This window comes from Streptosporangium sp. 'caverna', from assembly GCF_003203775.1.
GTDB lineage: Bacteria > Actinomycetota > Actinomycetes > Streptosporangiales > Streptosporangiaceae > Streptosporangium > Streptosporangium subroseum.
Genome location: NZ_CP029711.1, coordinates 4,659,006 through 4,675,070, shown reverse-complemented (window position 1 = coordinate 4,675,070; position 16,065 = coordinate 4,659,006). Strand labels below are relative to the sequence as shown.

Genomic DNA, 16,065 nt, shown 5'->3' with positions numbered 1-16,065 from the left:
AGGAGCGACATCAATGAGAAGACAACGAGCACGTGTACTGCTGGCCCTGACGGCGCTGACCATGGCGCTCACCCCCGCCACCCAGGCGCAGGCGCTGGAGAACGGCGTAGGCCGTACCCCCCCGATGGGGTGGAACAGCTGGAACACCTTCGGCTGCAACATCAACGAGACGCTGATCCGGCAGACGGCCGACGCCATGGTCGGTAACGGCATGCGCGACCTGGGATACCAGTACGTCGTCGTCGACGACTGCTGGATGAACTCCAACCGCGACTCCGCCGGGAACCTCCAGGCCAACCTGTCGCGGTTCCCGAGCGGCATGAAGGCGCTCGGCGACTACCTGCACGCCAGAGGCCTGAAGTTCGGCATCTACCAGGCCCCCTTGGACAAGACCTGCGCCCAGTACTTCGGCTCCTATCCCGGCGCGACCGGCAGCCTCAACCACGAGGTCCAGGACGCCCAGCAGTTCGCCGCCTGGGGCGTCGACTACCTGAAGCACGACTGGTGCTCCCCCACCGGCACCATCAACGACCAGATACGCGTCTTCGCCAAGATGCGCGACGCGCTGGCGGCGACCGGGCGGCCGATCCTCTACAGCATCAACCCCAACAGCATCCACGAGAAGACCGGCCCGCAACGCAACTGGGGTGACATCGCCAACATCTGGCGCACGACCGAGGACATCACCAACGCCTGGAACACGGGTCAGACCAACGGCTACCCGATGGGCATCCAGAACATCGTCAACGTCACCGTTCCGCTGGCCTCGTACGCCAAGCCCGGCCAGTTCAACGACCCCGACATGATGGAAGTCGGCCGCGGCGGCATGAACGACACCGAGATGCGCAGCCACTTCGCGCTGTGGGCCATGATGGCCTCGCCTCTGATCGCCGGGAACGACGTCCGGAACATGGACAGCGCGACCAGCACGATCATGAAGAACCAGAACCTGATCGCCGTCAACCAGGACTCGCTCGGCCTCCAGGCCACCCAGGTCAGCAACGACGGCACGCGCCGCATCCTGGCCAAACGCCTGAGCAACGGCGACGTCGCGGTCGCCCTGTTCAACCAGGGCGGCAGCACGACCACGATCAGCACCACCACGTCCGCCATCGGCCTGTCCGGCAGCTCCTTCGGCCTGCGCGAGGCCTGGAGCAACGCCGTCACCTCGACCACCGGGAACATCTCGGCGAGCGTGCCGGCGCACGGCACCGTCGTGTTCCGGGTCAGCGGCGGCACGCCCAATCCCGATCCCTCACCTACGCCCACGCCTTCCACGTCTCGCATCCAGGGCGTGGGATCGGGCCGGTGCCTGGACGTGACCGGTGCCTCCCAGGCCAACGGCACCCAGGTGGTGATCTGGGACTGTAACGGCCAGAGCAACCAGCAGTGGGCCTCCACCTCCGCCGGTGAGCTACGGGTCTACGGCAACAAGTGCCTGGACGTCAACAACAACGGCACCGCCGACGGAACCGGCGTCCTCATCTGGGACTGCAACGGCCAGAACAACCAGAAGTGGCGCTTCAACACCGACGGCACCGTCACCGCCGTCGGCGCGAACAAGTGCCTGGACGTCGCCGGCAACGCCACGGCCAACAACGCCAGACTCCAGATCTGGACCTGCACCGGCGGCGCCAACCAACGCTGGACCCGCGGGTGATCCTCTTGCCCGCCGCACCCTGAAAGGCCGTTCGACGGCCCGGCGGGCAGAGGCCCCGAACGGATGCGCATACCCTGCCGCCCGGCTGAAAGGAGGGCGGCAGGGTATGCGCATCCTGGTCAGCGGCCCCAGATCCGCCAGGTCTGGTTCAGGGGACCGCCCTGTCCGACCGGGTTGCACGTCCACTGGAGAACGGGTGCCCGGGGTGCGGTGGAGACCGCGCTCACGTCCACGCACTTCCCGCTGTGTCGCGCGACGAGCTGGTAGTCGTGCGCGTCGTTCCCTCCGTAGGTCACCCTGCGGAGGGTGAACTGCTGGTTCTGGGCGCCGTTCAGACAGGTCCACTGGTGGACGGGCGCGCCGTCGGCGGTCGAGACCCCGCTGACGTCCAGGCACTTGCCGCTCTGCTGGTTGACGAGCGTGTAGGTGCCGGCGACTCCGCTCACCGGCCGGAAGTTCCACAGCTGCTGGTCACCGCCCTCGCAGTAGAACTGCTGCTGGACGTTGCCGTCGCCCGTGCTCAGGTTCGCGTTGTCCAGGCACTGCTGGGAGTGCTGGGCCACGGCGACCGATGTGAAGCCCCCGTCCGAGGGCGGCACGAGCGTGACGGTCAGGGCGTCGTCGACGGCGGTGTTGGGCAGGTTGAGCGTGACGGCGTTGCCGGACAGGGTCACGACGGAGTTCTGGATCGTCACCGGGCCCTGCACCGCGCCGCCGGCGTTGTTCGGGACGCGCTGCACGATCGCGCGCACCTGGTTGTTCTGGACGATGCCACCGGTGGTGTCCAGCCGCTGGAGGTTGACGGCGAGGTTACCGGTGGTACGGCCGCCGCCCACGAGCACCTTGGCCGATCCGTTCGCCTTGGTGGCGAAGGCGTCGTAGGAGGCGCTCGGGGTGACCGACACGATCTGTCCCGTCTGGGAGGCGTAGAAGCGGTAGACCCACCATTCGCCTCGGGGCAGGTGCTGCCCCGCGCTGTTGCGGATCAGCAGGTTGGCGAGGTCGTTGTGGAGGCTCGCACCGCCCGCCCAGTTGGCGCGCAGTCCGTCGGCGCCCGCCCGTTCCAGGCGGGCGATGTACCACGACCCGTCGCCGGGATTCTGCTCGTTCGTCGCGCCGTATTCGTTGATCTGGTACGGCCTCGGGTGCTGGATGCCCCGGGAGTTCAGGGTCGTGTTGGCCGCGGAAACGTTGGCCACCGGATCGCCGGGCAGCGAGTGCCAGCTGACGATGTCCGGCACGACGTTGTTGGCGCGGACGAAGTCCAGGTACTGGTTCCAGAAGGCGTGCGACGTGGACGGGACGCAGGCGCAGCTCGGCCCCACGATCAGCTGGTCGGGGAAGGCCGCGCGAATGCGCTGGTAGCCGCGCCGCCACAACTCGAAGTACTGGGACTGGGGACGGTTCCAGAACAGGGTGATGTTCGGCTCGTTCCACAGGTCCCACTGCACGGTGATCCCGGCCGCGCGCACGTCGTTGATCAGGCGCGTCATGAAGTTGTCGTAGTCGGTCCAGTCGCCGTTGTCCCCGGGGAAACGGGAGATCGGGTAGCCGTCGGCGCCCCACAGGTCGTGCGGGAGCAGGATGAACTGGCCGCCGAGGGCGATCGTGCGGCGCGCCTGTGCCAGGGTCGAGTTCCAGCGGCGTTCGTAGGCCCCCGACACCCAGCCGCCGGGAGAGGCGAGCTGTGCGCCACCGGCGCGCATGTAACGGAACTTGACGTCGCGGAGGAAGTGGTCGGCCGGGCCGCTGCCGTTCTCGGTCATGCCGTAGATCCAGCCGGAGGCCCGGTAGGTGGGGCTTCCGGCGGTCGTGGCGAAGTCGACGGTGATGGCTTCGTCCGCCGCGAGGGCGGGTGTGGCGGGCACGATCAGGCCGGTGACGGCGAGCGCGCAGGCGGCGATCAGGGCGCGGAGGGAACGGGATTTTAATCGGGTGCGCATCGGGCTGCTCCTGAAGAGGAGGGAGGCGGCGGAGAGCGAATCGATTCGACGGCAGGTTAGGTCCGCCGGAGACGACATGTCAACGGAGTGACAGACGTGTGAAAAGGAGGTTTCGCCGGAGTTCCGCGGTCGCGCGAAGCCGACGCCCCGGGCAACGACCTGTCAAAAATGAATCGATTCGCGACCTATGCCCTGGCCGGGCCGGTGGTGGCGCGCAGCGAGATGGGGGGCGCGACCAGGAGGTTGCGGTGGGGGGCGGCCGGGTCGGCTATCCGCTGCAGGAGCAGTTCGACGGCGTGCGCTCCCAGTTCGACGGCGGGTACGTCGGCCGCGGTGAGAGGCGGATGAAGGTTCTCCGCCCAGTGCTGGGCGGCGACACCCACGATCGAGAAGTCCCGAGGGACGATCCGGCCCATCCGGGCGAGCGCGTGGTAGACCCCGGCCGCGGCGGCCTCGTTCACGGTGGCGATCGCCGTCAGCTCGGGGTGCCCGGCCAGCAACTGCTCCGTGCACGCCTGGCCGGCCTGGGCGTCGTCGGCGCAGCAGACCGCCACGCCCCGGAGGCCACGCTCGCCGGCCGCTCGGTCGAATCCGGCCCGCGCGCGGTGCCCGGGGCCGTATCCGGCCGCCACCAGCTCGGCGCTGCGGTTGATCAAAGCGATGTCACGGTGGCCCAGGTCGGCCAGATGGTGAACGCACCGGGCGATGAGCGTCTCGTAGTCGAGGTCCACCCATGACATGCCGTCCGGCTCACGGGTGCGGCCGATTCCGACAAACGGCAGGCCGCTCTCCATCAACCGGGCGACCCGGTCGTCCTCCAGCCGTATCTCCATGACGATCACGCCGTCCACCCGCTGACCGGTGACGACGCGCTCGAAGGAACGGTCGTGCTCGCCGCCCGACGGAGACAGCAACACGTCGAGGTCGGCGCGGGCGGCGGCGTCGACGACGCTGGCGACGAAGCCGAGCTGCATGTCGGTGAGGCGCCTGCTGGCGGGCGGGATGACCAGACCGATCGTGCGGGTCCGGCCCTCCTTGAGGGCCCGCGCCGCCGCGTTGGGCCGGTAGCCCAGCTCGTCGATCACCGCCAGGATGCGCTGCTTGGTCTCCGGCGAGACGGGACGCCGGCCGGTGAGCGCGTAGGACACGGTGCTGCGGGACACGCCCGCCCTCTTGGCGATCTCCCCGATGTTCATTCGTGCATCGTAGTCGAATCGTTCCACAAATCTCTTGGCCGCCCTCCATTGACCTGTAGGAAGAACGAGCCTATGTTCGGTCGAACCGATTCGACATCGCCTGAAACCACCCCGTACGCCCGTCGACGGAGGTCACCCCCGATGAGATCTTTCCCAAGCGGCCGGCTCGCCGCCGGCATGGGCTTGGCCCTGCTGGCCGCCTGCTCCTCACCGTCCGGCGTGGAGGGCGCTCCGGGCACCGACGGCCCGGCCACCGCCGATACGACGTATACGATCTGGGATCCGTATCCGCAGTACGACAAGACGTCCGATTGGGTGCGTCTCCTGGAGGCGTGCGGCACCCAGGCCGGGGTCACGGTCGAACGGACCGGCTACGACACCGGCGATCTGACCAACAAGGCGCTGCTGGCGGCCCAGCAGGGAGACCCGCCGGACGTGCTGATCGTCGACAACCCGGTCGTCTCCACTCTCGCCGAGGGCGGGGTGCTGACGACGACCGAGGAGAACAAGCTCGACGTCTCGGCGATCTCTCCCAACCTGCTGGGCGCGGGCCAGAGCGGCGGCAAGACCTACGGTGTCCCGATCGGCGCCAACACCCTGGCGCTCTATTACAACAAGGACGTGCTGGACAAGGCGGAGGTCGACCCCGCCTCCATCAAGGACTGGGTGACGCTCACCGCGGCGCTCGAGAAGGTGAAGAAGTCCGGAGGCAAGGGCATCACGTTCTCGGCGATCGGCACCGAGGAGGGCAGCTTCCAGTTCCTCCCCTGGTTCTGGGGCTCGGGCGCCGACCTCACCGACCTCGATTCACCCGAAGGGGTCGCGGCGATCACGTTGTGGGCCGACTGGCTGAAGAAGGGGTACGCCCCCGACTCCGTCATCAACAACACGCAGACCACAAGCTGGCAGGAGTTCGCCACCGGCGAGTACGCGTTCGCGGAGAACGGCACCTGGCAACTGGCCAACGCCAGGAAGGCCGGCTTCCCGAACGGTGTCATCCCGATCCCCGCGAAGGACGGCGGCACCGCGCCCGCACCAACCGGCGGCGAGTTCGTGAGCATCCCCGTCCAGTCGGACACCGCCAGGTACGCCACGTCCCAGAAGCTGGTGAGCTGCCTGACGAACGGCGAGAACTCCCTCAAGACGGCCACCACGTTGTCGTACATCGCGCCGACCGAGGCCGTACAGGAACAGCAGATCGCGGCCGACGCCGGCCTGGGGGTCTGGGCGGAGGCCGTCAAAGTGGCCAAAGGCCGTACCGGCGACGATCTGGGAACCAGGTATCCGAAGATCTCCGAGCCGATGTGGGGGGCCGTACAGGCGGCGCTGAGTGCGTCGAAGCCGCCGCAACAGGCGATGACGGAGGCCCAGAGCGCGGCGAATGCCGTCCGATAACGGCCCGGACATGGCCCTTACCACCCCGGCCCGAAGCCGCGGCTCCGCCGGCGAGGCGGGACCGCGTCGCCGGGCGCCCCGTCCCCGGTCCCGGCAGTGGACGGCCTGGGCGTTCCTCACCCCGGTCACCGTCTACCTGCTGGTCTTCTACGCCTACCCGCTCTACCGAAACCTCGATCTGAGCCTGCGGAACTACACCGTTCGCTCCTTCGTGCGGGGCGACGCGCCCTTCACCGGCTTCTCCAACTACCTGAAGGTGTTCGCCGATCTCACGTTCGCACCGGCGCTCTGGCACACCGTGTTCTTCACGGTGGTCTCGCTGGCCTTCCAGTTCACGATCGGGCTCGCGCTGGCGTTGTTCTTCACGAAGAACTTCCCGCTGTCGCCGACGCTTTGGGCGCTGTTCCTCGTGCCCTGGCTGCTGCCGCTGATCGTCTCGGCCTCGACCTGGTCGTGGATGCTCAACACCGATTCCGGCGTGGTCAACGCGGCGCTCGGCCTGCTGGGGATCGGGCCGGCGAACTGGCTGACCTCACCCGGCTGGTCGCTCTGGTCGGTCGTCATCGCCAACATCTGGATCGGCGTCCCGTTCAACCTGGTGGTGCTCTACTCCGGACTTCAGGCGATTCCGGCGACGGTGTACGAGGCGGCGGCCCTCGACGGGGCGAACGGCCGGCAGCGGTTCTGGAAGATCACCTTTCCGCTGCTGAGACCGGTGTCGGCGATCACCCTGCTGCTCGGGCTCGTCTACACGCTGAAGGTCTTCGACATCATCTGGATCATGACCAGAGGAGGTCCGAGCGGCGCGTCCACGACCTTCGCCACCTGGTCCTACCGGCTCGGCTTCGGCAACCTCGTCCCGTCCTTCGGGCCGGGAGCGGCCGTGGGCAACCTCCTCATCGTGACGGCGCTCGTGTTCGGGCTGATCTACATCCGCACCCTGCACCGGCAGGTGCCGGCGTGAAACGGGCGAAGACCGCGATCGGGCTGGTCCTGACGGCCGTGATGTTGTTTCCGGTCTACTGGATGATCAACGTCTCGTTCACCCGGGACGCCGACATGCGCAAGACCCCTCCGAACTGGTTCCCCGTCGACGGCACGCTGGAGGGCTACCGGGCGGTGCTGGACCGGCAGCTGCCCTACCTGGCCACCAGTCTCCTCATCGGGCTCGGCACGGTCGTGCTGACCGTCACGGTCGCGGCTCCGGCGGCGTACGCCCTGGCCAAGCTCCGGCCACGGGGAGGACGCGTGCTCGACTTCCTCCTCCTGATCGCGCAGATGATCCCGGGGATCATCATGGCGATGGGCTTCTACTCCATCTTCCTGTCCATCGGCGTACTCAACACCGTGCCGGGCCTCATCGTGGCCGATTCCACCCTGGCCGTGCCGTTCGCGGTGCTCATCCTCACCGCGTTCATGTCCGGCATCCCCGGGGAGCTGCTCCAGGCGGCCTGGACCGACGGGGCCGGGGCGTTACGGACGTTCTGGTCGATCGTGCTGCCGTTGAGCCGAAACGCCCTCATCACCGTGTCGTTGTTCGCGTTCTTGTGGGCCTGGTCGGACTTCGTCTTCGCCTCGACCCTGAACCAGGGCGGCGACCATCAGCCGATCACCCTCGGCATCTACCACTACATCGGCAACAACAACCAGGAGTGGAACGCCATCATGGCCACCGCCGTGGTCGCGTCCATCCCGGCGGCCGTACTGCTCGTCATCGCCCAGCGTTATGTCGCCGCCGGTGTCACCGCCGGCGCCGTGAAGGACTGACCTTGAGAAGAAGGGCTTCCACTTCATGACCGTCGCCGCCTCCGGCCCGGTGTTCTCCCTGCGGGAAATCCCGTTCAGCTATCGCGGCTCCTGGTTCGGCTTCTCTCCGGTGATCGCCGAGAGGACGTACGCCCCGGATGTGCACCTGGTCTCGCACCAGAACGGGATGCACGCCGTCCTGCGGTTCGTCATCGACCCCGGGGCGACCGTGACCGCCACGCCGCACCGGCTCGTCTGGGAGAGCGGCGACGGCCGGATCGAACTCGCCTACGAGAACGCCGACACGGTGCGGGTGCGGGGCCGAGACCTCGATCTGAAACTCGTGGCGGCCGATCCCGTCCTCACCCCGTTCAGCGGGCCCTACTTCTACCGGGAACCCGCGGACGGTTCGTACGTCTTCACCCTCTACCAGACGGGACGCCGCTATCGGATCACGGTACTGAGCGGCCGGGCCGACCCGCTCGGCATCCAGTCCCTCGGCAGCTCCGAACGGGGCGTCACCATGACCGGCGAATGGGAGATCGCCATAGAGGAGTACGAGACCGCCCGGGCCCCCTACCCGGAGGCGGACACGTTCGAGCAGGTGGTCAAGGCCGTGCGGGCGGAGTTCGACGCGTTCGTCGCAGCGGTCGCTCCTTGGCACGGCGACGCCACCCCGGCCGCCGGACTGGCGGCCTACGTGCTGTGGTCGGCGACCGTGCGACCGGCGGGCTTCGTCACCCGTCCCGGAGTGCTGATGTCCAAGCACTGGATGGACAAGGTGTGGAGCTGGGATCACTGCTTCAACGCCATCGCCCTCGGCGACGGGCTTCCGGACCTGGCGTGGAACCAGTTCCGGCTCCCCTTCGACCATCAGGACGGCGCGGGGGCGCTCCCCGACTCGATCACGCATTCCGAGATCCTGTACAACTTCGTCAAACCCCCGATCCACGGCTGGGCTCTCGACCGCCTGACGTGGTGCCCCGAGCCGGAGGAGACGTACCGGCTCCTGGAGCGGTGGACGACCTTCTGGCTCACCGCCCGGCGCGTACCCGGCCACGAACTGGCCTACTACCAGCACGGCAACGACAGCGGGTGGGACAACGCCACGACCTTCGACCCGGAGCGTGTCGTCGAGACCGCCGACCTGGCCGCCTTCCTCGTCCTGCAGATGCGCGCACTGGCCCGCCGCTCCCCCGGCCCGGCCGAGTCGGCCCGCTGGACCGGCGCGGCCGACCGCATGAGGGACGCCCTCCTGGCCGAGTTGTGGACGGGAGAACGCTTCGTCGCCCGCGGCGCGCTCACCGGCCGGACCTGGCAGAGCTCCAGCCTGCTCGACCTGATGCCCATCGTCCTCGGGGACGAACTACCCGGCGAGGTGAGCGCGGTGCTGGCCCGCCGGATCGAGGAGCACCTGACCGCTTTCGGGCTGGCCACCGAGCTGCCGTCCTCGCCCTGTTACCAGGACGATGGCTACTGGCGCGGCCCGATCTGGGCGCCCTCGACGATCCTCATCGAGGACGGCCTGCGCCGCGCCGGGCACGTCGGTCTGGCCGACGAGATCAGCGCCCGGTTCCGCCGTCTGTGCGAGAGGTCGGGATTCGCGGAGAACTTCGACGCGCGGACCGGGGAAGGGCTGCGCGACCGCGCGTACACGTGGACGGCCAGCGCCTATCTCATTCTCGCCGCGGCGCGGGAGCGGCGGGGTTGAGCGGGTTCGTGGCAGGCGCTGTCATCGACGGTGCTCCCGCGAGGGTCCCCGGGTCGGCGGCGGGCGGAGGCACGTCCGCCGCCTACCTTGAGGAGATCGATCGCGAAGGGGATGATCTCGTTATGGATTACGTCGCAGCCCTGCTCGAACAGAACGAGCTGTTCGGCGAACTCATCCGCGGTGCCGACCCGTCGACGCCGGTGCCGACCTGTCCGGGGTGGACGATCCAGCAGCTGGTTCGGCACGTCGGCCGGGGTGACCGCTGGGCGGCCCAAATCGTCCGTGACCGGGTAGAGGATTACCTCGATCCACGCACGGTGCGCGACGGCAAGCCGCCGAGCGATCCCGACGGCGCCATCGAGTGGCTGCGCGGTAGCCCCCGCGCACTTGTCGACGCGATGGCGGATGTCGGCGAAAACACCCCGGCGTGGACGTTCCTCGGTCCGCGACCGGCGGCTTGGTGGGTGCGGCGAAGGCTGCATGAGGCGACGGTGCACCGGGCCGACGCCGCACTGGCTCTGGGCGCACGGTATGACCTGGCGGCGCCGCTGGCCGCGGACGGCATCGCAGAATGGCTCGACATGCTCGTCGCAGAGCGGAGAACCGGGCGCTCGACCCCACTCGACACCGGGACCACCCTGCACCTGCACGCCACCGACGACCTCGGCTCGGCCGGTGAATGGATGGTTCGAGGTGACGGAGACGGTGGCATCTCGTGGGAACACGGGCACGGTGAGAGTACGACGTCGGTCCGTGGACGGGCGGTGGATCTGCTGCTGGTCCTGTTCCGCCGACGCTCAGCCGCCGACGTCGGCGTGCGGATACTCGGCGCTCAGGAGGTCTGGACGAACTGGCTGAACCGCACTCCGTTCTGAACACCGCAACGTGATGATCTGCTGCCGTGCGCGGCCGGTTCGCCGCGGATCCCTCCCGACCCGGATTCCGTCACCTGTCCGCCGTCTCGCCGTGGTTGCGCTCAGGCCGGGCCCGCACCGGTCACCGACGCCCGGCAACGCCGTCCGGCCATCGAGGTAGATCGGCTGGTCAGCTCGATCGCGATCGTCGGCCTGCACAAAAGTGTTCAGCTTCGAGAGCGGTCAAACTAGGGCCATCAACCCCAGTTAGGCCAATATCGCTATAATCCGGCCATGACCTGGCCTGAAGAGCGGTTGTCCGGCTCCGTGTCGTCGCCTCAGGCTCTGACCCTGGCCGAGCTGGCCGAGCTGGCGGGCGTCTCCACGGCCACGATCAGCAAAGTGATCAACGGCCGCACCGAGGTCGCGCCGGACACCCGGGCGCTCATCGAGGGCCTCATCCGCGAGCACGGCTACCGCCGCCAGCGCCAGCGCATCCGCCCGTCCCCGCTGCTGGAACTGGTCTTCCACGAACTCGCGGGCGACTACCCGATCGAGATCATCAAGGGTGTCCAGGAGGTGGCGCGGCGAAACCACGTCGCCGTCGTGATCTCCGACTGCCAAGGCGACCACACGCCGGGGCGCACCTGGATCGAGGACGTGCTGAGCCGTCGCCCGACCGGGGTGATCACCGTGTTCTGCGGCCTGACCGAGTCGCAGCGCGACCAGCTCGCGGCCCGCCAGGTGCCCGTCGTCATGCTCGACCCGCTCGACATCCCCGGCCCCGGTATCGCGTCGGTCGGCGCGGCCAACTGGAGTGGCGGCCTCGTGGCCACCCGGCACCTGCTCGACCTCGGCCACCGCCGGATCGCCGTGATCACCGGGCCGCCCGACGCTCTCTCCAGCCGGGCCCGCGTGGACGGCTACCGCGCCGCGCTGGAGATGGCCGGCGTCCCCGTCGATCCCGAACTCGTCCGTACCGGCGACTTCCAGATCCGCGCCGGGCTGAAGCAGACCAAGGAGCTGATGCGCCTGCCCGATCCGCCGACCGCGATCTTCGCCTGCAACGACGGCCAGGCTCTCGGCGCCTACTGGGCCGCCGAGGAGCTGAAACTGCGCATCCCGCACGATCTGAGCGTGATCGGCTTCGACGACATGCCCGCGATGCACTGGGCCATCCCGCCGCTCACCACGATCCGCCAGCCGCTCACCGAGATGGGCCAGGCGGCCGCGACCATGCTGCTGGCCTTGGCCGAGGGCGAGCCGCCGACCCAGAATCGCGTGGAACTGGGGACCGAGCTCATCGTCCGGGGCAGCACCGCACCGCTACGACTGCCGTAGCCCCCGACCACCCGCGCTGCACGCTCGACCCCGCACAGGGTGGAGGTCGGCCCGTACAGGGTGGGATCGAATGCCGACGACACCGAGCACACCCGGGCGGCCACCGGCCGGGACACGGGCGGGGTTCGGGTGACGACCGAGTTCGCGCACCGCCGAGGTCACCCTGTCCACCCCGCCCTGGCAGACCTGGAGTCTCAGCCGGCCAGGCGCCGGTCCGGGCGGGGTTTGCCTGGACCGGCGCACAACGGTTGCCGATTCGGGGTTATGCCTGGGTCCAGCGTTGGTTGGCGGTGCCGTTACAGGTGGCGATGGTCACGGTGCTGCTGTTGGCTGTGCCGGATACGGCCAGACAGAGGTTGTTGGCTCCGTTGGTGATGGTGCCGTTGGTGTTGAGGTTCCACTGCTGGTTGGTGTTGGTGTGGCAGTCCCACAACTGCACGCGGGTGCCCGATCCGGCGTTGGTCGGGGCGTCCAGGCACTTGCCCAGGACCTGCAACTGCTTGCCGGTGCTGTAGGAGAACCGCTGGTTGGGATTGGTGTGGCAGTCATAGATCTGGAACAGGGTGCCGTTGGCGCTGGCACTGTTGGGTGAGTCCACGCACCGGCCGGCCCCCTCGTTACGCAACCGGAAGGTCGTGCCGGGCTGGGTACCGGGCTGGGTGGTGACCTCCGCGGTGTTGGAGACCGACGAGACGTTGCCCGCGGCATCCCGCGCCCTGACCTGGTAGCGGTAGGTGGTGCTCGGAGTCAGGCCCGTGTCGCCGAACGAGGTGGCGGTGGAGGTGGCGACCTGGACGAAGGTGCCGCCGCTGGCGCCGGGCGCACGCAGGACGTCGTAGCCGGCCACCCCGGTGTCGTCGGTGGAGGCCGTCCAGCTCAGGGTGGTGGCGGTGGAGGTGGTGGCCGAGGCCGCCAGACCGGCCGGGGCCGTCGGCGCCGAGGTGTCACCACCACCGCCGCCGGCGGTGGTCGTGGTGAAGGTGACCGGCGGTGAGTTGCCGGACAGGTTGCCCGCGCCGTCCCGTGCCTGCACGTACACCTGGTACTGGGTGTTCGCGGTCAGCCCGGTCAGGGTGATCGAGTTGGTGGTGGGCTGGCCGAGTTGCGGGTCGGTGCTGCCCTGCTCGCGATAAAGGGTGTAGCCGGCCAGGCCGGAGCCGCCCTGGTCGGTGGAGGCGGCCCAGGTCAGCGTGGCGCCGGTGGCGGTCACGTTGGAGGCGGCCGGGGTGCCCGGCGTGCTCGGCGCGGTGGTGTCACTGGAACTGCCCAGGGTGGGGGTCTGCCAGTCTCGCCACTCCGCCAGATTGCCCTGCGCCCGAGACGAGATCCTGATCGCACCCGCGGCACTGCCGGTCTTCAGCAGGAACTTCTGGATGTTCTGCTGCAGCGGAGTCCGCCACTCGGGCCGGTTGGCGCAGTGATTACCGTCCTGGATGTCGGACCAGTAGGTGATGTTGCTCCCCGCACCCAGCGCCTTGTAGACCTCCGCGCCGCCCAATGCCGCCACGCTCGCCGAGCGGGGACCGAGGTTGGCGATGTGCGGGTTGTCCATGATGAACAGACCTCGCGGGGCGACCATCGCCACCATCTCGTGGGTGTCGATGGGCAGCCGGTTGGGGCTGGAGGTGAAGGAGCCGAACGCATCGCCCAGCCAGGGCTGTTCGCCGTAGGCGCTGCTCAGGCTCTGCGCGCCCTCGCCGGGGATGCCGCGGAAGATCGGAACGCCGGCGCTGCCGGACTCGATCGGCATGGTCAGCGCGATGCGCTGGTCGAACACCCCGATGACGAAGGCGCCCTTGCCGAACCGGGAGCAGCCGGTGACGCCGGTGGCGTCGGCGCGCAGGATGGTGCCGCTGGATTGTTCGATCACGTCGATGATCCGGCTGACGCCCCAGGCCCAGGCCATCAGCAGTCCGGTGCTGGAGGTGTTGCCGTAGATGCTGTAGAAGGCGCCCTGTTTGTTGTTGCGGGGGGTGCCTTCGCGGCCGACGGAGTAGGGGTCGTAGTTGATGACCGCGGCGCCGGCGGCTCGGATGGCGGCGGTGTCGGCGCCGAAGCCGCCCAGGACCACCACGGCCGGGAAGGGGCCGGTGCCGCTGGGCAGCTGCACGCTGGCGGAGAAGCTGGAGCTTCTGCCGTTGTTGGAGGCGTTCACGGTGATGGTGGTGGCGGAGACCGTTCCGGTGACGCTGGACGGCTTTCCGGGTTTTTCGCCGTAGACGAATTTCTCGGACAGTTTTTTGATTTCTTCGCGGCGGCATCGCCATTCGGCGGTGGTGGTGATGCGGGTGCCGTCCAGTTTTTTGAAGGGGTCGGGGAGTTTGGCGTTGGTGGGCAGGGATCCGGCGTCGGGCAGGGCGGGTATCACGCAGTCGGCGCCTTCGTCTTCGACCCCGGGTGCGGCGAGTGCGGCGGCCGGGGCGGCTGCCATGGTTGTCGCACCGGTGATGGGAAGTGTGGCGGCCTGGGCGGGCACGATCGTTGCCGCTCCAGTGATAGAGAGCGCCGTTGTTACCGCCAGCGCGACGACCGTCGAACGGATCTTAGAGCGGCCTAAGCTGATGATCACTAGGAATCTCCTTCCGGGTAGGGTGCTGGAAGCTTTCGGTCCTCCGGCCGGCACTCGCTCCTCGCCGGTGAGCGGGCGTCGGCCGGAGTCTGGTGCTCATTGCGGGTTATGCCTGGGTCCATCGCTGGTTGGCGGTGCCGTTACAGGTGGCGATGGTCACGGTGCTGCTGTTGGCGGTGCCGCTCACCGCCAGGCAGAGGTTGTTGGCTCCGTTGGTGATGGTGCCGTTGGTGTTGAGGTTCCACTGCTGGTTGGGGTTGGTGTGGCAGTCCCACAACTGCACGCGAGTGCCCGATCCGGCATTCGTCGGGGAGTCCAGGCACTTGCCCAGGACCTGCAACTGCTTGCCGGTGCTGTAGGTGAACCGCTGGTTGGGGTTGGTGTGGCAGTCATAGATCTGGAACAGGGTGCCGTTGGCGCTGGCACTGTTCGGCGAGTCCACGCACCGGCCGGCCCCCTCGTTACGCAACCGGAAGGTCGTGCCGGAAGGCGGAGGCGTCGGAGTCACCGTCGGGGTGGGAGTCGGCGTGGGAGTCGTGGTGCCGCCCTCCAGGCTCCCGGGCACCGCGCGAAGTGCGTTGTACCAGACGGTCGCCATCTTGGCGTAGCCGCCGGCGTTGGGGTGGACCCCGTCGGCCAGGTCCGCGGTGGTCAGTGCGCTGTACATGTTGACCAGGTGCACATGGCGGCCGGCGTTGGCGCGGCTCTGCACCAGGCCGGGGATGGCCGCGTTGAACGTCCGGACGGCCGAGTCGGCGCCGGACAGCGGGATGATCGTGGACACGAACACCTCGGTGTCGGGTGCGGTGCTGGTGATGCGGTCAAGCAGGGTGCCCAGTCGCGCCGGTGCGCCGGCGGCATTCTGGAACATGTCGTTGGTGCCGATGTGCAGCAGCACAGTGCGCGGCGTGTAGGTCCGCAGCCAGTTGACGATGTTGGCGTCGATCTGGTCGATCCGCCAGCCGGAGTGGCCCTCGTGGTCGTGGTCACCAAGGCTGGAGGGCCCGTTGAACATGGATCCGACAAAGTCGATCTTGTAGCCGTCGGCGACCAGCTTCTGCCACAGATTGATCCGGTAGCCACCCTGCACGGTCAGGCCATCGGTGATCGAGTCACCCAGTGGCATCACCCGAACTCCGCCGTTGGACTCGGCGCTGGCCACATTGGCAACGAACACGGTCGCCAGGATCAGCGACAGTCCCGCAGCCAGGCCACCGAGCAGGCGCGTCAATCTCGCCATGGAATTACCCGTTCCCTCCTCCACGCAGGGAGCGCGGACGATCGATGCGCTACTGATGATCAAATTTCGCGAAAATGGGTAAGGCACAGGTCAAAGCGGTGATTTCGCTAACATTTTCGCCGGAGCTCCGAGTACGGCTCCCTTTTCACGGTCAGTGGTGGCCGTTCGTGAGGCGGAGCAAATCTGACATGACATGTCAAAGTCAAGGGGTGAGCATCCCCGCCTACCGACGCCTGCGCGCCGATGCCGACCCCCAACTGCGACAACGTCGCCAAAATGTCCACCGATGAAATATCGCGGCCGATGAAACTTTCAGCTCAACGAGCCGGGATAATTTCCGAAATATTTCGACCGAGTGCCTCCAGGTAGCCTCAATCGCGACCCCAACAGTAAGTATCCCGATAGTTTCA

At 68.1% G+C, this 16,065-nt stretch carries 11 protein-coding genes; 7 read left to right on the top strand and 4 right to left on the bottom strand.

Translation table 11 applies throughout. The features are described 5' to 3' along the window. Positions 1-13: 13 nt before the first annotated feature. Positions 14-1,660, top strand: a complete 1,647-nt coding sequence (locus DKM19_RS20635; protein WP_110697521.1) for a ricin-type beta-trefoil lectin domain protein — start codon at positions 14-16, stop codon at positions 1,658-1,660. A gap of 119 nt (positions 1,661-1,779) precedes the next feature. On the opposite strand, the gene DKM19_RS20630 is transcribed toward DKM19_RS20635, so the two are convergent. Beyond that, on the bottom strand, positions 1,780-3,603 hold the full coding sequence (locus DKM19_RS20630; protein WP_110697519.1) for an RICIN domain-containing protein: 1,824 nt from the start codon (positions 3,601-3,603) through the stop codon (positions 1,780-1,782). Positions 3,604-3,788: 185 nt separating this feature from the next. Beyond that, positions 3,789-4,799, bottom strand: coding sequence for a LacI family DNA-binding transcriptional regulator (locus DKM19_RS20625; protein ID WP_110697517.1), 1,011 nt, complete (start codon positions 4,797-4,799; stop codon positions 3,789-3,791). Positions 4,800-4,940: 141 nt separating this feature from the next. Between DKM19_RS20625 and DKM19_RS20620 the strand changes: the two genes are divergently transcribed. The 6 genes from DKM19_RS20620 to DKM19_RS20595 all read left to right on the top strand — a co-directional run bounded on the left by DKM19_RS20620 (position 4,941) and on the right by DKM19_RS20595 (position 11,846). Next, a complete protein-coding gene (locus DKM19_RS20620; RefSeq protein ID WP_110697515.1) occupies positions 4,941-6,194 on the top strand; it encodes an extracellular solute-binding protein in 1,254 nt (417 codons plus the stop codon). 10 nt (positions 6,195-6,204) lie between these two features. Further along, positions 6,205-7,158: a carbohydrate ABC transporter permease gene (locus DKM19_RS20615; protein WP_204358897.1), complete on the top strand. Its 954-nt coding sequence runs from the start codon at positions 6,205-6,207 to the stop codon at positions 7,156-7,158. Further along, a complete protein-coding gene (locus DKM19_RS20610) occupies positions 7,155-7,961 on the top strand; it encodes a carbohydrate ABC transporter permease (protein ID WP_239514352.1) in 807 nt (268 codons plus the stop codon). Before DKM19_RS20615 ends, DKM19_RS20610 begins: the two co-directional genes overlap by 4 nt. A gap of 25 nt (positions 7,962-7,986) precedes the next feature. Continuing rightward, positions 7,987-9,651 carry an amylo-alpha-1,6-glucosidase gene (locus tag DKM19_RS20605; protein WP_110697511.1) on the top strand — a complete coding sequence of 555 codons (1,665 nt, stop codon included), beginning with the start codon at positions 7,987-7,989 and terminating at the stop codon, positions 9,649-9,651. A gap of 122 nt (positions 9,652-9,773) precedes the next feature. Beyond that, complete coding sequence (locus DKM19_RS20600) at positions 9,774-10,526, top strand: maleylpyruvate isomerase family mycothiol-dependent enzyme (protein WP_110697509.1); 753 nt, start codon at positions 9,774-9,776, stop codon at positions 10,524-10,526. Positions 10,527-10,799: 273 nt separating this feature from the next. Then, positions 10,800-11,846, top strand: coding sequence for a LacI family DNA-binding transcriptional regulator (locus DKM19_RS20595; RefSeq protein ID WP_110697507.1), 1,047 nt, complete (start codon positions 10,800-10,802; stop codon positions 11,844-11,846). A gap of 262 nt (positions 11,847-12,108) precedes the next feature. Here DKM19_RS20595 and DKM19_RS20590 read toward each other — a convergent pair whose 3' ends face one another. Continuing rightward, a complete protein-coding gene (locus DKM19_RS20590; RefSeq protein WP_162641638.1) occupies positions 12,109-14,277 on the bottom strand; it encodes a ricin-type beta-trefoil lectin domain protein in 2,169 nt (722 codons plus the stop codon). A 244-nt stretch (positions 14,278-14,521) separates the two neighbouring features. Beyond that, a complete protein-coding gene (locus DKM19_RS20585; RefSeq protein ID WP_110697503.1) occupies positions 14,522-15,655 on the bottom strand; it encodes a ricin-type beta-trefoil lectin domain protein in 1,134 nt (377 codons plus the stop codon). Positions 15,656-16,065 lie beyond the last annotated feature (410 nt).